Source organism: Rhodococcus sp. H36-A4, from assembly GCF_027158005.1.
In the GTDB taxonomy this organism is placed as follows: domain Bacteria; phylum Actinomycetota; class Actinomycetes; order Mycobacteriales; family Mycobacteriaceae; genus Rhodococcoides.
Map to the genome: position 1 here is coordinate 80,446 of NZ_JAPVLQ010000002.1, position 22,162 is coordinate 102,607.

The 22,162-nt window shown below is 63.9% G+C and carries 13 protein-coding genes; 9 read left to right on the top strand and 4 right to left on the bottom strand.

The features are described from left to right. Positions 1-103 precede the first annotated feature (103 nt). Together O1W68_RS05255 and O1W68_RS05260 are read right to left on the bottom strand one after the other, a co-directional pair. Positions 104-688 (bottom strand): hypothetical protein, encoded by a 585-nt coding sequence (locus O1W68_RS05255; protein ID WP_269301864.1) that lies wholly within the window; start codon positions 686-688, stop codon positions 104-106. Positions 689-969: 281 nt separating this feature from the next. Then, entirely contained in the window at positions 970-1,806 is an 837-nt protein-coding gene (locus O1W68_RS05260; RefSeq protein ID WP_269301865.1) for an HAD family hydrolase, read from the bottom strand. 129 nt (positions 1,807-1,935) lie between these two features. Between O1W68_RS05260 and O1W68_RS05265 the strand changes: the two genes are divergently transcribed. The 6 genes from O1W68_RS05265 (at position 1,936) to O1W68_RS05290 (ending at position 17,285) form a co-directional block, all read left to right on the top strand. Then, positions 1,936-13,317, top strand: a complete 11,382-nt coding sequence (locus O1W68_RS05265; protein WP_269301866.1) for an amino acid adenylation domain-containing protein — start codon at positions 1,936-1,938, stop codon at positions 13,315-13,317. A 29-nt stretch (positions 13,318-13,346) separates the two neighbouring features. Then, a complete protein-coding gene (locus tag O1W68_RS05270) occupies positions 13,347-14,309 on the top strand; it encodes an ATP-binding cassette domain-containing protein (protein ID WP_269301867.1) in 963 nt (320 codons plus the stop codon). Then, positions 14,306-15,100, top strand: a complete 795-nt coding sequence (locus O1W68_RS05275) for an ABC transporter permease (RefSeq protein WP_269301868.1) — start codon at positions 14,306-14,308, stop codon at positions 15,098-15,100. Before O1W68_RS05270 ends, O1W68_RS05275 begins: the two co-directional genes overlap by 4 nt. Next, entirely contained in the window at positions 15,097-15,885 is a 789-nt protein-coding gene (locus O1W68_RS05280) for an ABC transporter permease (protein ID WP_269301869.1), read from the top strand. The genes O1W68_RS05275 and O1W68_RS05280 overlap by 4 nt, the downstream gene beginning before the upstream one ends. 66 nt (positions 15,886-15,951) lie before the next feature. Further along, positions 15,952-16,695, top strand: a complete 744-nt coding sequence (locus O1W68_RS05285) for a CPBP family intramembrane glutamic endopeptidase (RefSeq protein ID WP_269301870.1) — start codon at positions 15,952-15,954, stop codon at positions 16,693-16,695. 83 nt (positions 16,696-16,778) lie between these two features. Beyond that, positions 16,779-17,285 (top strand): nuclear transport factor 2 family protein, encoded by a 507-nt coding sequence (locus O1W68_RS05290; RefSeq protein WP_269301871.1) that lies wholly within the window; start codon positions 16,779-16,781, stop codon positions 17,283-17,285. Positions 17,286-17,354: 69 nt separating this feature from the next. On the opposite strand, the gene O1W68_RS05295 is transcribed toward O1W68_RS05290, so the two are convergent. Continuing rightward, on the bottom strand, positions 17,355-18,107 hold the full coding sequence (locus O1W68_RS05295; protein ID WP_269301872.1) for a lysophospholipid acyltransferase family protein: 753 nt from the start codon (positions 18,105-18,107) through the stop codon (positions 17,355-17,357). A 63-nt stretch (positions 18,108-18,170) separates the two neighbouring features. Between O1W68_RS05295 and O1W68_RS05300 the strand changes: the two genes are divergently transcribed. From O1W68_RS05300 to O1W68_RS05310, 3 genes are all read left to right on the top strand, one after another. Next, entirely contained in the window at positions 18,171-19,013 is an 843-nt protein-coding gene (locus O1W68_RS05300; RefSeq protein ID WP_269301873.1) for a hypothetical protein, read from the top strand. A 129-nt stretch (positions 19,014-19,142) separates the two neighbouring features. Then, positions 19,143-19,571: a hypothetical protein gene (locus O1W68_RS05305; RefSeq protein ID WP_269301874.1), complete on the top strand. Its 429-nt coding sequence runs from the start codon at positions 19,143-19,145 to the stop codon at positions 19,569-19,571. Between the two features lie 78 nt (positions 19,572-19,649). Then, positions 19,650-20,900 carry an NAD(P)/FAD-dependent oxidoreductase gene (locus O1W68_RS05310; protein WP_269301875.1) on the top strand — a complete coding sequence of 417 codons (1,251 nt, stop codon included), beginning with the start codon at positions 19,650-19,652 and terminating at the stop codon, positions 20,898-20,900. Positions 20,901-20,907: 7 nt separating this feature from the next. On the opposite strand, the gene serS is transcribed toward O1W68_RS05310, so the two are convergent. Continuing rightward, a complete protein-coding gene (gene serS, locus O1W68_RS05315; RefSeq protein WP_084348162.1) occupies positions 20,908-22,161 on the bottom strand; it encodes a serine--tRNA ligase in 1,254 nt (417 codons plus the stop codon). Between the last annotated feature and the right edge of the window lies 1 nt (position 22,162).

Here is a 22,162-nt window from a genome sequence, read left to right on the forward strand (position 1 = left end):
CCTTCTGAAACTGACACCGGGGGATGTGCAGTATCCAAAACGTGCAGTATTCCCTGACAGCCCCGCCCTCGGATGGGTTTCGGCGTCAGCGGTTGTGTGTGCTCTAGTCGATGTACCAGGGTTGCGGACGGCTGGGATCGTCTTCGGTGACATCAATGGTGGTGTCACCGAGAAGTTCTCCGATTGCATGGGAGCTCGCGCCGATGGTGGCGAAGTGGGAGTCGACGTCGTTGGCGATACACCAAGCCTGGTCGGCAGGCCAGACGAATGCTGGAATCGGCAAGTTGTCGGGGCTGGTGTGATCGCGCGAGTCGACCCATGTCGAGAGATCGTCGGCGGCACCGTTGAACAAGACTGCTTCACGATTGATGAACGGGACTTGCACCGGTCCGACGAGTTCGAGTCCGCCCCATCCTTCCCAGATGGCGAAGTAGCAGTTGTCGGGTGTGGTGGTGTGGTTGGCGAGGTGCGAAACTGCGATGGAGAGTTGTGTGATCTCTGGCAGGGAGTGCCGGCTCATGTCAGATTCCTGCGCGCGTTGGCTTGGGTGGGTCGGGTCCGGGATGAAACGCAGGCGCGCGTATGCCTCGAATCCGAGCGGCCCGCGGACAGCTAGGTTCGACCAGTCGCGGTCCGCAGTGAGTAGCCACTGAGCCGGCGAATCATCGGTGCACGGTCGAACTGTCATGCGGCCATGGTTTCACAACGCTGGAGCAGTCTTGAAAAGTGAACCCGCGCGCCCATCTGCACCCGATTCGACCCAATGTTGCATCCACTGCAGATCAATCCCAATTTTACCGGCGGATCTGCGGTAGTCGAAACGTAAGCCATTGAACGCACATCGGCCGCCCATATACGCATCGGCGAGGGCACGGAAACAGCGGCTACCGATTGCGGCTATCGCAGAGGAGCCCACGGTTTCGTCGAGCCTGCGACCGAATATGGCTGTGCCTAATTAGTCCGGAGAAGTCACCACCAGCGTTCGAGGACCACCGCCACCCCGTCGTCCACGTTGCTCACCGTCACTTCGTCGGCTGCAGCGAGGACGGCGGGGTGCGCGTTTGCCATGGCTACGCCTCGGCCCGCCATCTTCAGCATCGGGATGTCGTTGGGCATGTCGCCGAACGCAGCAATGTCTTTCGCCGCCACCGACAGTCGCTCCGCGACCATGGCGACACCGGATGCCTTGGTGACACCGGGCGCCGACAGTTCGATCAAGCCGTTGTCGGTGGAGAACGTGATATCTGCCCGGCCGTCGATCAGCGGTTCGAGAGCGGCGACCATGTCCCCGCTCGACGCACTGGACAATCTGATGAGAAGTTTCACTGCCGGAACTTCCAACACCTCGGTGTCGGAAGTTTCCGTGTTGTCAGGGTTGAGCCACGCGTGCTCGTAACCGGGTGAACTGACGAACTGCGGGGTCGCGGCATCGTGTGCCGATTTACCGGTCCGCTCGGCCGCCAGCCCGCAACCGGGCAACACCGAGTACGCGACGTCGGCAAGCCACTGCAGCGTCTCTGCTGACAGCGTCTGTGTGTCGAGAATCCGGTCGGTGCCACTGTCGTAGATCACCGCGCCGTTGGCACAGACACACATCGGTGCGTAGCCGAGTTGCTCGACGACGGGTGATATCCATCGCGGCGGTCGTCCGGTCGACAGGATGAAGGGGGTCCCCTCCCCGACCATGGTCAGAACCGCTCGTCGAGTGCGCTCACTGACCCGCTCGTGGGCGTCGAGAAGGGTGCCGTCGACGTCGCTGGCGACGAGGCGGGGCTGGGTCCGAGAGGTATCAGGCATCGTCGCCATTGTGCCCTAGTAGCCGCCGAGGGCGGCCGGTGCGCTCACCAAGGGTGGGTGTTCACCTCAACCCGGGGTGGGCAGCTATCACCCCAGGGTGCCTGTTTGCAGGCACGCAGATGGACGAGGTTGAAATGCATGAACTTCTCCCCTGAGACTTCATCCACAATCTTCCCACTGTCGGCAGCTCAACGCGGAATCTGGTTTGCTCAGCACCTCGCAGGCGATGTACCGATCTCCATCGCGCAGTTCGTGGAGATCCACGGCAGTATCGACGTCCCGCGACTGGTGGACGCCGCGATGACCGCGGGCCGCGAATTCGGTACCGGATATCTCCGCCTCGTCGAGGTGGACGACATGCCGATGCAGACCGTCGACCCGGACGTCGACGATTCGGTTCCGACGGTCGATTTCAGACATGCACCCGATCCCACCGCCGCAGCGCACGCCTGGATGCGCGCGGAGTACTCCTCGCCTCTGAGGATGACTACCGATCGCCTGGTGAGCATGGCGGTTCTGCAGGTCGGTGACGACCTCGTGTTCTGGTACTCGCGCATCCATCACATCGCTCTCGACGGCTACGGTGCGATGACGCTGCTGAAGCGTTGCGCGGAGTTGTACACCGACGGCCCCGGCGCGTCGGCCTCCACTGCGGAGGATTTGCACGCGATCGTCGACGCCGACGAGCAGTACCGCGCCTCGGCCCGGTTCGCTACCGACCGCGACTACTGGCGCGAACACCTCGCCGGTCTTCCTGATCCCGTGAGCCTCGCCGGGCGTTCCGCACCGGCCGCAGCGCACCCCCGGCTGCAGCGCGGAGAACTCGAACCGGCGACGGCGGCTCGACTCGCCGCTGTTGCTGCAGACTTGCAGTCGAGTATTGCCCCGGTGACGGTCGCCGCGTTCGCCGCTTACCTTGCTCGTGCCACCGACAGCGCCGAAGTGACTCTGAGCCTGCCGGTCTCGGCCCGCACGACGGCGTCGCTGCGACGGTCCGGTGGCATGGTCGCCAACGTGGTGCCACTGCGCTTGCGGTGCGAGAGCCACACCTCGGTCGCCGACATCGTGCGGTCTGCGCAACTCGAGCTCACCGGGTCACTGCGTCGGCAGCGATACCGTCAGGAAGATATCGCTCGTGACCTCGGGGGCGAAGTGTCCGGGTTCGGTCCTTCGGTCAACATGATGATGTTCGACACCCGAATCATGTTGGGCAGCTGCGTCGGTCGATTGCATGTACTGACCTCGGGAATGATCGAGGACCTGTTCGTCAACGTCTATCCCGGTATCGGTGGCAGCAGTACCCATCTCGACTTCCAAGCGAATCCTGCACTGTATTCGGCGGACGAACTCGCCGGCCATCACGAACGATTCCTGACATTCCTCGACCGCTTCCTCGCCGATCCGTATGCGCCGGTGACGCGGTTGGCGATGACCGAAGACCCAGCCGTACACCGCGGCGTCGAACCGGGCCCGATGCGCACGCTGCCCACGATCCTCACCGACGCCGCGGCGCTGCGTCCGGACGCGGTGGCGATCGCGTGGGATACCGGAGAGGTGACGTACCGAGAACTGGACGATCGGTCGAACCGACTCGCACGGTTGCTGATTCACCGCGGGGCGCAGCCCGAAACAGCTGTTGCGGTGGTGATGTCACGGTCGTACGAGTCGATCCTGGCGATGTGGGCCGTGACGAAGACAGGGGCGGCCTTCGTACCGGTGGATCCGAGCTACCCGAGAGAACGCATCGACCATCTGCTCACCGACTCCCACGCGGGCATCGTCGTCGACCACGCGTTCCCCTCGACCGACCTCTCCGGATACTCCGCGGCGAAGGTCACCGACGCCGATCGCATCTCACCGGTCCGTCCGCACAATGCGGCATACGTGATCTATACGTCCGGGTCGACCGGAACTCCCAAGGGTGTCGTGGTCACGCACCGCGGGTTCGCGGATCTGATCGCCGACGGGATCGAACGCCTCGCGTTGTCCTCGACGTCCCGGATGACCCACAGCTACTCGCCGAGCTTCGACGCATCCCTCTCGGAGCTGCTGCTGACATTCGGCGCCTCGGCCACCGCCGTCGTCGTACCCCCCGGACTGTTCGGTGGGGAAGAATTCACCGAACTGTTGCGCACACAACGAGTTACGCATATCGACGTGACGCCTGCGGTGCTCGGCACCCTGAATCCACGAGATCTTCCGCAGCTTACCGACGTGGTCGTCGGTGGCGATGCCTGCCCGCCCGAGTTGCTGTCCCGGTGGGCAGGCGACCGACGAATGTTCAACGGCTACGGCCCCACCGAAATGACCGTGACCTCGACCTTCAGTGCTCCGATGGAGGTGGGGGAATCGGTCACGATCGGAACACCGATACGCGGTACCGCCGCTCTCGTCCTCGATCGGTGGCTGCAGCCGGTACCGACCGGAGGTACGGGCGAGCTGTACCTGTCAGGTGCGGGCATGGCCCGCGGGTATCACAACAGGCCCGGGGTGACGGCTGCGCGCTTCGTCGCCGACCCCTATTCACCCGGTGAACGACTCTATCGGACCGGTGATCTCGTGCGCTGGACTCGAACCGGCGAGCTCGAGTACGCAGGCCGACGCGACTTCCAGGTCAAGATCCGCGGATTCCGCATCGAACTGGGCGAGGTAGACGCCGCCATCTCGGCCGCAGCGAACACCGACTTCGTCTCGACGCTCGGCCATACCACCGCCACCGGGGCGACCGTTCTCGTGTCCTACGTGGTGCCTGCCCCAGGATCGGAGTTCGACAGCGCGTCGATTCTGGCAGCATTGTCGGGAACCCTTCCGGCATATATGGTTCCGTCGACGATTATGGTCCTCGACGCGGTGCCGATGACGCCGGTCGGCAAGGTGGACCGGGCCGCTCTCCCCGCTCCGGTTTTCGACGTCGGGACTTCCTCGCGACCGCCGTCGACTCCGCGTGAACTCGCACTGGCCGAGCTGTTTCAGCAGGTGCTCGGAGTGGACGAGGTAGGCGCCGAGGACAGCTTCTTCGCGCTCGGCGGGGACAGCATCATCTCCATCCAGCTGGTCTCACGCGCCAAGTCCGCCGGAATCGTCTTCACTGCTCGCGATGTATTCGAGCGCAAAACTGTTGCCGGACTTGCCTCCGTCGCCACCGACGTGGTGGCTACGCCCGTCCTGGTCGAACTGCCCGGCAACGCCATCGGGGAGGTCCCCACCACTCCCATCGTGGCGGACATGATCGAGACCGGACACTTCCGCACCTACAGCCAAGCCGTACTGATCACCCTTCCCACCGGCACCGAAGACGAGACGCTGATATCGGCCGCCGCGCGGCTCCTCGATCACCACGACGCACTACGATCGCGACTGCGCGAGACTCACGAGATCCTGCCGCCGGGATCGATCGACGCCCGCGCGGTGTACACCGTCGCCACTGGAGATCTCGACCGCGCACTCGATCACGCGGCCGATCGCCTCGACCCTGCCGAGGGCACGGTGATCCAGTTCGCGCGGGTCGAGAACAAACTCTGGATCGTTGTGCATCACCTCGCCATCGACGGCGTGTCCTGGCGAATCCTGTTGCCGGACTTCGCTACTACAGCCGCCGGATGCACCCTCGCGAAGACCGGAACCTCGTTGCGCAGATGGGCACACGGCCTCGCCGAGCACGCCGTCGAGCATCTGTCGGAGCGCTCCAGGTGGACAACCGTCGCACAGACGCACGATCCGTTGCTCGGTCGGCGTGCACTCGACCCCGACATGGACGTCGACTCCACCCGAGCGGAGACGATGGTGACGGTGCCCGCAGCGCTGACGGACACCCTGCTGACCACCGTCCCCGATCGCTTCGGATGCGGACCGAGCGAGCCACTACTGACCGCCCTCGCCATGGCCGTGAGCGCGTGGAGAAATCGAAGCACGACCGTCGTCATGATGGAAGGCCATGGACGCGAACAGCACGTCGTACCAGGCGCCGACCTATCGCGCACGCTCGGTTGGTTCACTACGGTCTTCCCGGTGGCGTTCGATACGACCGACATCGACCTCGCCGACGCGTTTGCCGGCGGAGTTGCCGCCGGTGCTGCACTGAAGGCGGTCAAGGAAACGTTGGCGTCGATCCCGGACCACGGCATCAGCTATGGGATGTTGCGTCACGGCCTCGGTGTCGCGGAGATCGCAGTGACACCACAGATCTCGTTCAACTATCTCGGTCGGGCGCGGACCGCGGACGACACCCCATGGATGCCGGCGCGGTTCTCTTCACGACGCGATAGCAGCATGCCGTTGCCGGCAGCGGTCGACATCAACGCTGTCGCCGAACAGGTCGATGCGACAACGACTCTGGCTGTCACCTTCGGTTACGCGTCCGAACTGTTCGACCCGGCGGACATCGATGCGCTGATCGAGCTGTGGCTCGAGTCCCTCGCGGCAGTGGCCTTGCACGCACAGGCCGAGGCCACCACTCGTCACACGCCGTCGGACTTCGCCCTCGTGAGCACGACACAGCAAGAGATCGACGCCTGGGAAAACGAATTCCCGGCACTGAGCGAGGTGTGGCCACTCTCCCCGTTGCAGGAGGGGTTGCTCTTTCATGCAGTATTCGACGCCGACGGCCCGGACAGCTACATCGTCCAGTCCGTGCTGACGCTGGCGGGCACGGTGGACGCGTCGCGGCTGCGCGACGCGGCGCAGGCTCTGCTCGACCGTCACGACAATCTCAGAGTTGCTTTCCGGGAACTGGATTGCGGGCCACGCCAGATAGTTCTCGATCAACTCGACGTCGCCTGGACCGAAAGGGATCTACGCGGGAGCGGCACGACCGCGCAGGACGTCGAGCGGATCGTCGAGTCCGATCGTGCGACGCGCTTCGACATGGCCGCGCCGCCCCTGATCCGGTTCACGTTGATCCGAACATCCGAGGACAGCTATCGACTGCTGATGACCAACCACCACATCCTGCTCGACGGATGGTCGACGCCACTGCTCATCCAGGAACTGCTGACGCTGTACGCAGCATTCGACGGCGTGGGCGGATTGCGCCCCGCCCGGTCCTATCGCGAGTATCTGGCATGGCTGGCCGCGCAGGACCGCGATGCCTCCCGTCACGCGTGGCACAGCGCGCTGCTCGGCGTGCAATCGCCCACTCTGATCGCACCTGCCGGCCGTTTGGCGGCCGATACCGCAGGCTGTGAGCATTCGCGCTCGCTCGGCAAGGACGTCACAGCTGCACTCCACTCCCTGACCCGCACCCACGGCATCACGATCAATACAGCGATTCAGACCGCGTGGGCGATCATGTTGTCCTCGCTGACCGGCAGTACCGATGTGATCTTCGGCGGAACGGTGTCCGGCAGGCCTCCTGCGTTGACGGGTGTCGAGGACATGCTCGGATTGTTCATCAACACCGTCCCCGTTCGTGTTCGGCTCGATCCACGAGAGTCACTGTCTTCGTTGATGACCCGCGTACAGGGTGAACAGGCGAGCTTGCTCGATCACCACTACGTCGGCCTCAGCGAAATCCACGAGGTTGCCGGGTTGCCCGAACTGTTCGACACCATGACCGTGTTCGAGTCCTACCCGGTGGACCGGGAGGCACTCGCTTCCTCGCTCGATCTGGCCGGAATGCGGGTACTCGACGCGGTCGGCAAGGACGCGACCCCGTACCCGTTGAGCCTGCTGATCGTGCCCGGGGAATCCATCGAGATCACGCTCAAGTACCTGAACAATGCCATCGACGGTGATCTCGCCCTCGCTCTGTTGAAGAAGTGCATTCATCTCCTCACACTCATCGGTACCGAGCCGGAGCTCCCCGTCATCGCGCTCGACGCGCACCCTCACGCCGCGGGCATCCACGGCGGTCCAGGCACGCAGGTGCGGACGTTCGCCGAGATTCTGGCCTACGCGGTGGCACGTCACCCGGACCGAACGGCCCTGTCCTTCCAGGGAACTCGAATGACCTATCGCGAACTCGACGAGACCTCTGCTCGGCTCGCGCAGGCACTGATCGAACGAGGCGCACGGCCGGAAACAACGGTCGCACTAGCTATCCCGCGATCGATCGAGTCCATCGTTTCCCTGTGGGCCGTCGTCCACACCGGCGCAGCGTTCGTGCCCATCGACCCGTCGCTCCCGGCAGATCGAATCGAATCCATGCTCGCCGACTGCGGCGCACACCTCGGCCTCACTGTCGAGGGAGTGCTTCCCACCCTGTCCAGCGACGTGACATGGCTGGACGCGGCGGACCGATACCCGAGCGTCCACACCCACTGCAACGTCCAGACGCCGCATCTGGACAACCTCGCGTATCTCATCTTCACCTCGGGCTCGACCGGGAAGCCCAAAGCGGTATCGGTGTCGCATCGCGGACTCTCGAACTTCGTCTTCACGCAGATCGAGGAATTCCGAGTCGACGCCGACTCGCGTGTGCTGCATTTCGCCTCACCCAGCTTCGACGCCTCGATTTCCGAAGCGCTCATGGCATTCGGCAGCGGCGCGACACTCGTCATCGCCCCCAGCACAGTACTGGCAGGCGAAGACCTCTTCGATCTCATCGCGAACGAACAGGTGTCCCACATGGTCATCACCCCCGCGGCGCTCGCCACCGTAGACCCGATGGACAGTGTCCGAGTTCTGGCCGTCGCAGGGGAGGCACCGAGCCACGAGGTGATCGATCGGTGGGCGTCAGGGCGCATCATGCTCAACCACTACGGCCCGACCGAAGCCACCATCTGGGCGACGGGTTCGGCTCCACTGCAACCGAACTCACCGGTGGACATCGGAGTACCGATCCACGGTGCGTCGATTCTCGTTCTCGACAGCTGGCTCCGCCCGGTCGCCGACGGGGTCGCCGGTGAGCTGTATCTCGCAGGTCCCGGCCTGGCCCGTGGGTACCACGACCGGCCCGAGCTGACCTCGACACTCTTCGTTCCGCATCCGCTGCACTCAGGAGTGCGTATGTACCGGACCGGTGACGTCGTACGCTGGGACGGGCTGCGACTCCACTACCTCGGCCGCGCCGACTTTCAGGTGAAGATCCGCGGCTTCCGCGTCGAACTCGGTGAGGTCGACGCGGTGCTCACGGAAGTGGACGGTATCGATTTCGCCATCACCGTCGGCGCCCAAGGCCCCTCCGGCGCCACTGTTCTCGTGTCCTACGTGCTGCCGGCCGAGGCTGGTGCCGACCTCGAGAGGGTGCGCCGACACGCCGAAGAGCGGTTGCCCGGCTACATGGTCCCCACACTCGTTCAGATCATCGATTCGATTCCACTGACACCGGTCGGCAAAATCGACACGAAGTCGCTGCCCGCCCCCGATTTCTCCGGACGCCTTCGCCGCTACCGTGCCCCGCGGACACCGCTCGAAACACTCGTCGTCGACGTCTTCACCGAGGTGCTCGGAATCGACACGATCGGAATCGACGACTCGTTCTTCGATCTGGGAGGCAACTCACTCGTCGCGACAAGGGTCGTCTCACGAATCAACAATGCGGCGAATTCATCCGTAGCACTGCGGGATCTGTTCGATTCACCCACACCTGCTTCGCTGGCGACCAAGGTCGATCGCGACGGTGGAACACACCCGCGGCGATTGACACTCCTCGCCGGATCTCGGCCACATGAGGTCCCCCTGTCGTCGGCGCAGCAGCGGATGTGGTTCCTCAATCGATTCGATTCGGCCTCGACCGCATACAACATGCCGATGGCCATTCGGCTCACCGGCAGTCTCGACATCGGTGCGCTCGAAAGAGCGGTGCAGGATGTCATCGCACGGCACGAGGTGCTGCGTACCGTCTATCCGCAGACGGAGAACGGTCCGGTACAGGTAGTCCTGCCTGCAGGTCACATTCGTTCGCTCACTCCGGTGCAGGTGTCGCACAGCTCGCTCGAAGCACACATCGTGGACCTGGCATCGCACAGATTCGACGTCACCACCGACGTCCCGCTTCGGGTCACCCTGTTCACTCTCGGCGACAACGAGCACGTCATCGTCATGGTTCTCCACCACATCGCCGGTGACGGCTGGTCGATGGGACCACTGGCGCGCGACGTCATGATGGCCTACTCCGCCCGCCTGATCGGCAATGCGCCCGACTGGGCTCCCCTGCCGATCCAGTACTCGGACTACGCACTGTGGCAGCACGAGCTGCTCGGCGACGAAGCCGACTCGAACTCGCTCGCGCACCGCCAGGTCCAGTACTGGACCGAAGCACTGGCCGAGGTGCCCGATCTCCTCGACCTACCCACCGATCGTCCGCGACCCCCACAGCAGAGCTACCGAGGCGGACGAGTCCCATTCGTTGTCGATGCCGCGATGCACGCCCGGCTCGTCGAACTCGCACGATCACAGGGGACCTCAATGTTCATGCTGCTGCACTGCGCCTTCGCCGTCGTGCTGGCGGCGCTCGGAGACACCGAAGACGTGACGGTCGGCAGTCCGATCGCAGGCCGCGGTGAGCAGTCGTTGGACGAGCTGATCGGCATGTTCGTCAACACCCTCGTGTTACGCACCCACGTCGATCTCGCCGCTGGGTTCGATGCGCTGCTGGCACAGACTCGTGAGGATGATCTGCAGGCATTCGCCCACGCCGACATACCGTTCGAGCGGTTGGTCGAACTTCTGGCGCCTCATCGATCGACCGCACGCCACCCGCTCTTCCAGGTCGGGTTCTCGTTCGAGAATCTGGGTCCGACCACATTCGAGCTGCCCGGGCTCGAGGCGTCACGCGTGGAGATCGACGCCGGTATCTCCCAATTCGACCTGCACCTCATCGTCGTCGAATCTCCGGGCACGGGAATCGAAGGCTGGTTCACCTATGCGAGTGACCTGTTCGATGCTTCGACGGTCGAGTCGGTGGGCGCTCGCCTGCTGAAGGTATTGCACGCAGCCCTCGACGACCCGAGCGTTCGGGTCGGCGACATAGATCTTCTTGAACCCGCAGAGCACGAACTGCTTTCGGTCACGTGGAACGACACGGCACGAGCAGTGCCACTCCTGACGCTGCCACAGTTGATCGATCACCAGGTCGAGTCCACCCCCGATGCCACCGCCGTCGTAATGGCAGGTACGTCCGAGGTGCTGACCTTCGCCGAGTTCGACGCCAGGTGCAATCAGCTTGCCCGCTACCTCATTTCGATCGGTGCAGGGCCGGATACTCTGGTCGCACTGGCGATGAGCCGGTCGATAGATCAGATCGTCGCCATGGCCGCGGTGGTCAAGGCCGGCGCGGGATATGTCCCACTCGACCCGAGCCACCCGGCCGAACGGATCGACCTGGTCCTGCACGCCGCACAGCCACTCTGTGTACTCACCACCAGCGAAGACGCGTTCGCCTCGGCAATCGAGGTCGATCGCCTCGATCTGACGGACTTCGACGCCGCAGTGGTGACCGACGTCGATCGACTCGCTCCGTTGCGTACCGACAACATCGTGTACGTGATGTTCACGTCGGGGTCCACCGGCCGACCCAAGGGCGTCACGCTCACGCACGGCGCCGTGGTCAACCAACTTCGCTGGTACGCCGAGCAGTACGACGTCACCTGCACGGACCGGCTCCTGGTTCTGACACCCGCCACCTTCGACATCTCGGTGTGGCAGTACTGGACGCCACTCGTCACCGGAGCTGCCGCAGTCCTCCACCGATCCGGACCGCTCGACACGGCTGCAGTGCGAGAGACGCTGGTGGAGAACCAGATCACAATCCTGTCGACGGTCCCGGCCGTCCTCGACGCACTCGTCCCCCACACCACCGTCACGCTGCCCGATTCTCTCCACCACATCCTGGCGATCGGCGAGACACTCCCTTCGACGCTGGCAGCGCGACTGCAGGCCTGGGCTGCAGTGCACAATCTGTACGGCCCGACCGAAGCAGCGGTATCGGTGACCGCCCATCACGTCGACTCCCCCGGAACGGGCGTGCCGATCGGCACACCAGAATGGAACACCCGGATTCACGTCCTCGACAAGCGCCTGCGGCCGACCCCGCCGGGCGTCGCCGGCGAACTCTACATAGCCGGAGACCAACTGGCCCGCGGATACCTCGGGCGGCCGGACATCACCTCCGATCACTTCGTGGCAGATCCGTTCGGCCCGGCGGGAAGCCGGTTGTACCGCACGGGTGATCTCGCTTTTTGGGGTCGCGACGGCGAGCTTCGTCATCTGGGCCGCAGCGACTTCCAGGTCAAGGTTCGTGGCTTCCGTATCGAGCTCGGTGACATCGAGAGCGCACTGACCGCTGTCCCCGGTGTGCGGCGCGCGGTCGTCGTGGCCGATCCGGTCGGTCAGGACCGCCGGCTCGTCGCCTACGTCGTCGCCGACGAGAGTGCTCCTGCAGACCTCCCCGCCCAGCTGGCCCGGACACTGCCGTCGTACATGATTCCGTCGACAGTGGTACGGCTCGACGAGCTTCCGACAAACGTCAACGGCAAGATCGATCGAACGAAGCTACCCGCGCCCACCACGGAGCGCTCGAGCTTCTCCCCGCCCGCGACCGCCACCGAAATCGTCGTTGCGCAGATGTACGCCGCGGTGCTCGACCCGTCGGAGCCCATCGGAGCGCAGGACGACTTCTTCGCCCTCGGTGGCAATTCACTGCTCGCCACACGTGTCGCCGACGCCCTCAGGACAGAGCTTTCAGTCGACGTCGCGGTCGCATGGATGTTCAGTGCTCCGACCGTCGAGGCGCTGGCTCGTTGCATCGACGACGCCGAATCCCGCTCTACCACTGATCCATTCGATACAGTTCTACCGCTGCAAACAGGAGCGGACGAAACTCCGCTCTTCTGCATTCATCCGGCATCCGGGCTGGCATGGTGCTACGCCGGGCTTGCCGCGTCACTCGAATCGGGTCGGACCGTATACGGAATACAATCCCCCGAATTGACCGGAACCAGAACGGCTCCCACCTCCCTGGACGAGGTAGCCCAGCTGTACACCGAGGAAATTCGCTCGGTTCGGCCACACGGGCCGTACAACCTGCTGGGGTGGTCGTTCGGTGGATTCGTGGCCCACGCCGTCGCAGCGCGGCTGAGGCAGAGCGGCGAAGAAGTATCCCTGCTCGCGATGCTGGACCCGGACATGGAATCCTGCGCACTCGCGACACCGGAACCGATGAGCGCCATCGGTTTCTTCGATGAGTTCGCACCGGTGCTCGGAATCGACGGTAGTCATGCCGACATCTCCGTCGAGCAAGCAGCACAACTGGTTCGGGACACCCTCGGCACCGACGCGGTACAGGGCGAGCACATCGAGCGGCTTGCGAACTCGTACAACAACGCGCTCGGACTACTCGCCGGCTACCGACCACCCGTCTTCGACGGCGACATCGTGTTCTTCAGTGCACGAACCGAAGACACAGACGACGGCCGATCCCACGGCGCCGCGTCCAGTTGGGCGCCCTATGTCAGCGGGAAGATCTTCTCGCACGACGTCGACTCGATTCACGATCGCATGATGGAACCCACTGCACTGCAAACTATCTTGCGAGTGCTTAACGAACACCTCTCCAGCTTCGCATACGCCACTGCGTCCTGAAACTCGTCCTCGAACGAAAGAGAACTTTCATGACTACCGAACTGTCCATCGAAGTATCGAATCTCCGTAAGTCCTTCGGCTCCGTGACCGCCCTCGCCGGAATCGACTTCGCTGCCGAACGAGGCGAGGTACTCGCCGTACTGGGCCCCAACGGGGCAGGCAAAACCACCACGGTCAGCGTCCTCGCCACTCTCGTGACCCCCGACAGCGGCGCCGCCCGCATCGCAGGCCACGACGTCGTCGCCGAGGCCGCCGCCGTCCGAGCCTCGATCATGCTGACCGGTCAGCACGCCTCTCTCGACGAAACACTGACCGGATTCGAAAATCTCGTCATGTTCGCCCGGCTGATGGGCCTCAGGCGCCACGCGGCGAAGCGTCGCGCAAACGAACTGCTGGCCGAGTTCGACCTCGCCGACGCCGCCGGGCGCCGCGTGGGTCGGTACTCGGGCGGGATGCGGCGACGGATCGACATCGCCTGCGGTCTGGTGGTTGCGCCGCAGGTGGTGTTTCTCGACGAACCGACCACCGGGCTCGATCCGCGCAGCAGACAGGCAGTGTGGGATCTCGTTGCGGGCTTCGCCGACCAGGGCATCACCACATTGCTCACCACGCAGTACCTCGAGGAGGCCGACGTGCTCAGCGACCGCATCGTCGTCGTCGATCACGGAACGGTCGTCGCGGAAGGCACATCCGCCGAGCTGAAAGCGCGCACGGGAGGCAGCTTCTGTGAAGTGGTACCGCTGAATCCACACGATCTTTCCGCCGCCGCAGGAGTTCTACGATCGATGTGTCCGGACGGGCTCCTGTTCGATCCCGAATCCGATCACGTGTCGGTACCTGCACCCGACGGCGCCCGCACACTGACCGAGGTCCTGCGGCGACTCGAAGACGCACGGATCGAACTGGTCGACATCGCACTGCGACGGCCCTCGCTCGACGAGGTCTTCCTCTCCCTCACCGGCCACCCCGTCACCGAGGCGGTGGCGTCGTGACTGCGCCAGAGCAGTTCAGTGCTGTACAGCGGTCCAGTGCTTCACAGTGGTGGGTGCTTTCTGCGCGCCAACTGCGGACGGCCGTTCGTGGAGGTGAAGCGGTCACGGCGTTGATAGCACCGGTGGTCTTCACGGTCTGTTTCTACGTTCCGCTGCAGAAGGTCATCTCCATGTTCGGCAACGGCGTCGAGAACTTCGGTCAATTTCTGATGCCGCTCATCGCATTACAGGCCATCGCGTTCACGGCAATCTCGGTGGCATTTCTCGCCGCGACCGACGCCGTGGACGGGATCAACACCCGGTTCGCCTCGATGCCCATCTCGCCCGGCGTTCCACTGGGATCGCGCGTCGCCACCGGCATGTCGAAGTGCTCGGTGTCCTCGGCAGTAGCACTCGGCTGTGGTCACGCCATCGGGTTCCGCTTCTCGGGCACCGCAGTCGACACTGCGATGTTCCTCGTTGTCCTCGTGCTCATCGGGCTTGCGCTCATTCTCGGCGCCGACATCATCGGAACTGCATCGAAGAGTCCCGAGGCCACCACTCAGAGTCTGATTCTCCCCCAACTCGTGCTCGGCATGCTTTCGAGTGGATTCGCTCCACTCGAGCAGTTCCCGACGTGGGTGCAGCCGTTCGTCCGCAACCAACCGGTCTCACAGTTCACCACCGCACTACGTGATCTGGCCGACGGCACGGCAACCCTGTCGACGATGACTCCCACCGCGCTGTGGCTCTTCGCGCTGCTGGCGATCTGTATACCCCTGTCTCTCTTACTGAATACGAGGCGCTCATGACCACTACGGAAAACTCCACCACGGTATTGGTTCCGCAGACCCTGCTTCAGAGCCAGAGATTGATGCGCCATCTTTTCCGAGACCCGATGTCCCTCGTGCAAGCTTTCCTCTATCCAGCAGCGATGCTGGTCATGCTCGACATCGTCCTGGGCCAACAGGTCACCGCCTTCGCCGGACACGACTCGCTGTACGGGACGGTGCCGATGACCGCGCTGCTCAGCAGCATGCTCGGCGCGGTTGCCGGGGCCGTGACCCTCGGTCGCGAATGGGACGCGGGCATCCTCGCCCGATTCTGGGTGCTGCCGATCCACCGCGCATCCGGTCTGTCCGCGCGGGTGACCGCCGAGGCCACGCGAATTCTCGTCACCACCGTGATCATCTCGGCCGTCGGGGCTCTGCTTGGTTTTCGCTTCACCGGTTCGTTCCCGTCGGCACTGCTGTTCCTCGCGGTGCCGCTGATGTTCGGCATCGCATTCGCCACCGCCGTCATCGCCGCATCCTTCGCCCTCGGTAAGACCGCGCTCGTGGAATCGGTATCGCTGCTGTGCTCGTTGGCGATGTTCTTCAACCCAGGCTTCGTCCCACTGGCGGCCTATCCCACCTGGTTGCAGCCGTTCGTGGAGAACCAGCCGATGAGTTGCGCCATCGAGACCATGACGGCAATTGCACTGGGAGAACCCGCAGGCACTCCACTGCTGAAAACGGCGGTGTGGTCCTCGATCATCTTCGCCGCGAGCGTCGTGCCTGCCTTGCGGGGCTTACGCCGGGCCACCCAGCCGAGGTGAGGATTCGCTCACACTGCAGGCCGTAGTCGCCTCGGCACCGAACAGGTTTTCCGTACACTCGGTGGGATGCTCATGACCCAGGCCGACGCGAAGGCATCTCGCCGACGCGGATTCCACGCGTACCTCGATGTTGCGGTCGTCGTTCTGGTGCTCGTCGGTACCAACCTGATCGCGCACTTCACCACGGTATGGGCCAGCATCGCAACGGTACCCATCGCGGCCGTCATCCTCGTCGCACTGACTCGACGCCGCGGACTCGGCTGGGCCGAACTGGGCCTGTCACCGAAGCAATGGAAGACCGGTTCGATCTACGCGCTCGGTGCCGTCGGACTCGTCGTCACCGTCGTTGCGATCGGAGCTCTGCTGCCGATGACCAGGCCGTTCTTCATGGCGGATCGGTACGCCACCATCTCGGCTGCGCTCGTGGCGTCGATGATCGTCATCCCGTTGCAAACGGTCATCCCCGAGGAGTTGGCCTTCCGCGGCGTACTGCACGGCACGCTCGGACGCATCTATGGTGCCCGTGGCGTCTTCGCCGCCGGATCACTGCTCTTCGGCCTCTGGCATATCGCGTCGTCACTCGGACTGACCGCGGGCAATGCGGGGCTGAGCAATTTCCTCGGCGGCGGGGTGTTCGGTCAGATCGCAGGTATCGTGGCCGCGGTCATCGCGACAGCCGCCGCAGGCTTCGTCTTCACCTGGCTGCGACGCCGCAGCGGCAGTCTGATCGCCCCGATCGCGTTGCACTGGTCACTCAACGGCATCGGCGCACTCGCCGCTGCGTTGGTGTGGCAAGCGTCGATGTCCTGAAATCAGCGCACTCCGGTCGCACGTATCCCATCCAGCGGAAATTCGACTCGCCCACACCCCAGAGCCTGGCACCGTGGACCGATATGACGATCAACGCGAGCGACGCATTCGACAAACTGCTGGCGATCGAGGAGATCAAGCAGCTCTTCGCCGCCCGCCTGCGATGTATGGACAACAAGGAATGGGACCGCTACGCGGGCTTCCACACCGACGACGTAGTCAGCGACTCATGGGCCAGTCCCGACGCTGCCCCGCAGACCGACGCCTCCAAAATCGGCAAACAGGTGACCGGTTCGCAGGCGTTGGCCGCGGCTATTCGGAGCACGCTCGACGGCGCGGTCACGGTTACCAGCGTGCACCACGGCCACACCCCGGAGATCACGCTGACTTCGCCGACCACCGCCACGGGGATCTGGGCGATGGAGGACAAACTGTGGTGGACCAACACGGCCACCGGCACGACCGAGCACCTTCATGGATACGGCCACTACCACGAGGAATACCGTCTGGAGGACGGTCGGTGGCTGATCAGCTACCGGAATCTGACCCGCCTGCGCGTCGATTCGACCCCTGGATTTCACGACCGCTAGAGCCGAAAGACAGCGCCTGACGGCATATGCGCGGGTCAGCGCACATGCCGCAGGTAGCGTGCTCAGGCTCTACTTGGACTTCTTCGCTTCCCGCGCAGCATTTCTCGCTGCAAGATCCTCGGCATCGAGCTTGTCTGCCTGCTCCAACGTGGGCGCGCTACCGCCGAGACGAGCGGGAACCCAATAGGCGCCAGGCTCGTGGTCGTAATCTTCCTGCAGAGCCAGCAGCATCTCCTGCATCACCGAATGCAGCTTCTCGGTGAGCTCGCTCGGTGGACCGACCGGCTCGATAGGCTTGCCGACCGCAATGGAGATGGGAGTGTTGGTGCGCCCCAAACGCTTCGGGAAGCCCTTGGTCCAGACTCGCTGCGCACCCCAGATGACCGTCGGAATGATCGGCACGCCGGCCTCGATTGCCATTCTCGCCGCACCGGACTTGAATTCCTTGATCTCGAAGCTGCGACTGATAGTGGCCTCCGGGTACACCCCGACCAGCTCGCCCTTGCGCAGATCCGCGACGGCAGCCTGGTAGGAATCCGCACCTGCCCCGCGATCCACTGCAATGTGCTTCAGCGATCGCATGATCGGACCCGAGATCTTGTTGTCGAACACTTCCTTCTTGGCCATGAAGCGGATGTACCGCTTCACCGTGCGCACCGGCAGGCCGGCGTAGGTGAAGTCCAGGTATCCGGTGTGGTTGACGGCGATGACCGCGCCACCGGTGGCAGGGATGTTCTCCTCACCCACAACCTTGAATTTCAGGCCTTCCAGCGCGAAGACCACACGAGCGATGCCGATGACAGATCGATAGACGGGTTCCACAGTCCGCTAGCGTAGTCGCTGGAAGACCCAGGGGAGAAGACGCAGTCGGAAGGTCAGCTGTAGATGAGTTCGCGTAGAGGCATAGTTTTCGCAAGTGTGGGACTGTTCGGGGCAGTTCTCACGCTCACCGCATGTGGGGGTGACGGCCAGCAAGGCATTCCCACCGAGACGCGCTCGGCAACGGCAACGCCGCCCGCCACCACACCGCGCGCCACCACCACACCGCCGACCGCGACCACGCCGCCACCGGTGGGTCCGGCCGTCGGCGAAGTTCCGATGAACCCCGAGGCAGCCGGAGCCTTACGAGCATTCCTCACCGACCTCGATGTAGGCGGAGTCCCCGCGGTAACGGAAAAGTGCTGGACGGTTCCGCCGACCGAAATCCCCACCCTCTACAGCGACGTCGCGGCCATCCTCGACGCGGCCAAGGCCCCGGGCGTCGACGGGCAGTATGCAGTCACCTGGAGCAGCCCCACGGTCACGCTCAGCGTCGAACGCAGCGAAATAGCGTCGGGATACGCGTGTCCAGCGGTAACTCCGACAGGATCGCCAGGACCATACAGCGATACCGAAGGCGAGTACACCGTCGAGCGGTATCTCGGCCGCTTCACCGGCACCCCGGTGAACCCCGCGGATCTCGAGGGCAACTACCCGCTCGTATGCGACAACAGGACCATCTGGGACCCCCAGGGCACCGGAGCACCAACAGTGCCGCCGCTGGCAAACAATCCCGGCAGGCTCACCGGAGCGGCTTCGTACAACCCGGAGAGCGTCTATGTGGCAGCACGCGACGGCGTCTACACCACGGTCTACGCCGACGTCACCGACGTTTCCGGTGTCGAACAGAACCGGATCTTCACCCTGACGATCGGGTCCAACGGTTACTGCATCGGTGACGTCGTGTGAGGGAGTTGCCGCCCGCCCGCTTGAATGCCCGCCCGCCCGCTTGAATGGTCCATTCATACGATCAGATAGCTTCAGAGCGCCGTTCATGCGGTCGGGTGCACGCATATCTGCGCGACGGGGAGGAAATCTGTGACAACTCTGGGCATCGACACCAAGGTTCTGCTGCTGCTTTCGGGACTGATCCTGCTCTGGGCGTTGGCACTGGGGGTCTGGAAATTCCGGCAGATGGCGACATCGCCGACGGCCCTGGCACACCCGTACGTCGACATCGCGCACCGTGCGGCACTGATGTACTCGTTCGCGACACTCGTCCTCGCCGCACTCACCGAATTCAGCTCGTTCCCGACGGCGGTGAACCTCACGGCCGGTCTCGTCGCCGTCTTCTTCTTCGTCGCCGCCGTCGGAAGCTACATGGTGCACGGATTTTTGAAGGACACCGACAATCAATTCGAACATCCGGTCCGCGGGACACACGCTTTCATGTGGGCACTGATCGGCGGCGAAATCGGCGGTACGGCCGTTCTGCTCGCCGGTTTCGTTGTGGGACAGTTTTTCTGACCGCTTCAATGGTCCATTCATACGATCAGATAATTTGAAAGCACCATTCAAGCGCACGATGTAACTACTGTGGAACCCATGACACACGTGGTGGTCGCTGGTGCCGGTCTGGGCGGAATTGCCTGCGCACACGAACTGGCGCGCAAAGGTGTTTCCGTCACCATCGTCGACCGCAACGATTACCACCAGTTCCAACCGTTGCTCTATCAGGTTGCGACGGCACAGTTGCCTGCCGCCGACGTCGCACGACCGCTCGCAGCGATCTTCGAAAGCTTCGAGAACGTCCGGGTAGTTCAGGCAGAGATCAGCACCCTGGATTTCGCCTCACTGTCGCTCACCGCCGCAGGCGAAAAGATCTCGGGCGACTATCTCGTCGTCGCGGCTGGAGCACGCGCCAACTTCTTCGGAACGCCCGGCGCAGAAGAATTTTCGTTCCCGCTGTACTCCGTTGCCGACGCCGAGAAGCTTCGTCACCACGTCAGCGAGGTGTTGCGTGGTGAACACGATCCACTCGACGTCGTCATTGTCGGAGGTGGCCCGACCGGCGTCGAGACCGCGGGCGCATTCGCCGAACTGTTCATGGCCCTGCGCAAGATGAATCATCCAGGCGGTCGCGGGGAGGCCTGGCTCATCAACCACGGGCCGGCGTTGCTGGCGCCGTTCAGTGAACGCTCACATGTCTACGCACACGACAAGCTGGTCGAACACGGCGCGAAAGTTCGCCTTGGGGTCGGCGTCACCGCAGTCGATGCCGGCGGCGTCGTGCTCAGTGACTCCACCCGTATCGACTCGCGGACAGTCATCTGGGCCGGTGGCGAATCGGCGTCGCCGGTGGCCGCGACCGGCGACGCGAAACCCGGGCCCGGTGGGCGACTGGACGTGCTGGCAGATCTCACGGTCCCGAAATTCGACAATGTCTACGCCGTCGGCGACGTGGCGAACATTACCGACGTAGATGGAAAGACGTTGCCCCAGTTGGGTTCGGTCGCTCAGCAAGCAGGAACCTGGGCGGCCCACAACATCGAGCTCACCATCGCTGGAAAACGTCGGAAGGTCTTCCAGTACAAGGACAAGGGCATCATGGCGATGATCGGCCGCGGGGCCGCCGTCGCAGAGGTCGGCGCGCACCGACATCAAGTCGAGGGACCGCTCGCTTTCGCGGCGTGGCTCGGCGTCCATGCCGCACTACTGAGCGGCGCGCACAGCAAGGTCGACGCTTTCCTGTCCTGGGCGTGGGACTACTTCGACAGCGATCACGCCGCGATCGTCGAGTGCCACGGAAATCCGAAGCGCATCGCCTGGGCCGACGACCTGGAGCCGACCATCTGACACGGCTCTAGCGCAGGACATCCGTTCCGACGAACGGCACCAAAGCTTCCGGCACCCGAACGGTCCCGTCGGCCTGCTGGTGATTCTCCAGGATCGCGACGATCCACCGCGTCGTGGCCAATGTTCCGTTCAGCGTCGCAGCAATCTGCGGCTTGCCGTTGTCGTCGCGGTACCGAACGTTCAGGCGTCGAGCCTGAAAGGTCGTGCAGTTCGAGGTCGAGGTCAGCTCGCGGTAGGCATTCTGCGTCGGCACCCAAGCCTCGCAGTCGAACTTGCGCGCCGCCGAGGACCCGAGATCGCCACCGGCGACGTCGATGATTCGGTACGGAAGTTCCACTGCCGCAAGCATTTCGCGCTCGAACTCGAGAAACTTGCGATGCTCGGCCGCTGCGTCCTCGGGCTTGATGTAGGAAAACATCTCGATCTTGTCGAACTGGTGGACGCGGATGATCCCGCGAGTGTCTTTGCCGTACGAACCCGCTTCGCGACGAAAGCACGTCGACCAGCCGGCATAGCGCTTCGGGCCGTCGGACAGGTCGAGGATCTCGCCTGCGTGGTACCCGGCCAGCGCAACTTCCGACGTGCCGACGAGATACAGATCGTCGGCTTCGAGTCGGTAGATCTCATCGGCATGCGCCCCCAGGAATCCGGTTCCCGCCATGATCTCCGGCCGCACCACCACCGGCGGGATCATCATGGTGAACCCGTTCTTGACGGCCTTCTGCGCTGCCAACTGCAACATCCCCTGCTGCAGCAACGCCCCGTACCCGGTCATGAAGTAGAACCGCGAACCCGACACCTTCGCGCCGCGTTCCATGTCGATGAGCTTCAGTGACTCACCGAGCTCGAGGTGGTCCTTCGGCTCGAAGTCGAACGTCGGGATCTCACCGACGGTTTCCATCAACACGAAATCGTCTTCGCCGCCGGCGGGAGCTCCCTCTTCGACGACGTTCGACAAGGCACGTTGCGCGCTGTCCACCGCGGCATCTGCCTCGTTCTGACGCGCCTCCGCAGCCTTGACCTTCGCCGCGAGCTCGGACGACCCTGCCAGCAACGCAGGACGCTCCTCCGCCGACGCCTTCCCGACGCGTTTGCCGAGAGCCTTCTGCTCGGCGCGGAGCTGATCGCCGGCAAGCACTGCGGCCCGTCGGGATGCATCGGCGTCGAGCAGCACGTCGACGAGCGCGGGATCTTCTCCACGGGTGCGCTGTGAGGCACGGACGACATCGGGATTCTCACGAAGAAACTTCAGGTCGATCACG

Bases quoted from the DNA above. Each gene is read 5' to 3' on its own strand.
- O1W68_RS05255 (WP_269301864.1), bottom strand. From the start codon at position 688: ATGACAGTTCGACCGTGCACCGATGATTCGCCGGCTCAGTGGCTACTC.
- O1W68_RS05310 (WP_269301875.1), top strand. From the start codon at position 19,650: ATGACACACGTGGTGGTCGCTGGTGCCGGTCTGGGCGGAATTGCCTGC.
- O1W68_RS05290 (WP_269301871.1), top strand. From the start codon at position 16,779: ATGACGATCAACGCGAGCGACGCATTCGACAAACTGCTGGCGATCGAG.
- O1W68_RS05260 (WP_269301865.1), bottom strand. From the start codon at position 1,806: ATGGCGACGATGCCTGATACCTCTCGGACCCAGCCCCGCCTCGTCGCC.
- O1W68_RS05280 (WP_269301869.1), top strand. From the start codon at position 15,097: ATGACCACTACGGAAAACTCCACCACGGTATTGGTTCCGCAGACCCTG.
- O1W68_RS05300 (WP_269301873.1), top strand. From the start codon at position 18,171: ATGAGTTCGCGTAGAGGCATAGTTTTCGCAAGTGTGGGACTGTTCGGG.
- O1W68_RS05265 (WP_269301866.1), top strand. From the start codon at position 1,936: ATGAACTTCTCCCCTGAGACTTCATCCACAATCTTCCCACTGTCGGCA.
- O1W68_RS05270 (WP_269301867.1), top strand. From the start codon at position 13,347: ATGACTACCGAACTGTCCATCGAAGTATCGAATCTCCGTAAGTCCTTC.
- O1W68_RS05285 (WP_269301870.1), top strand. From the start codon at position 15,952: ATGCTCATGACCCAGGCCGACGCGAAGGCATCTCGCCGACGCGGATTC.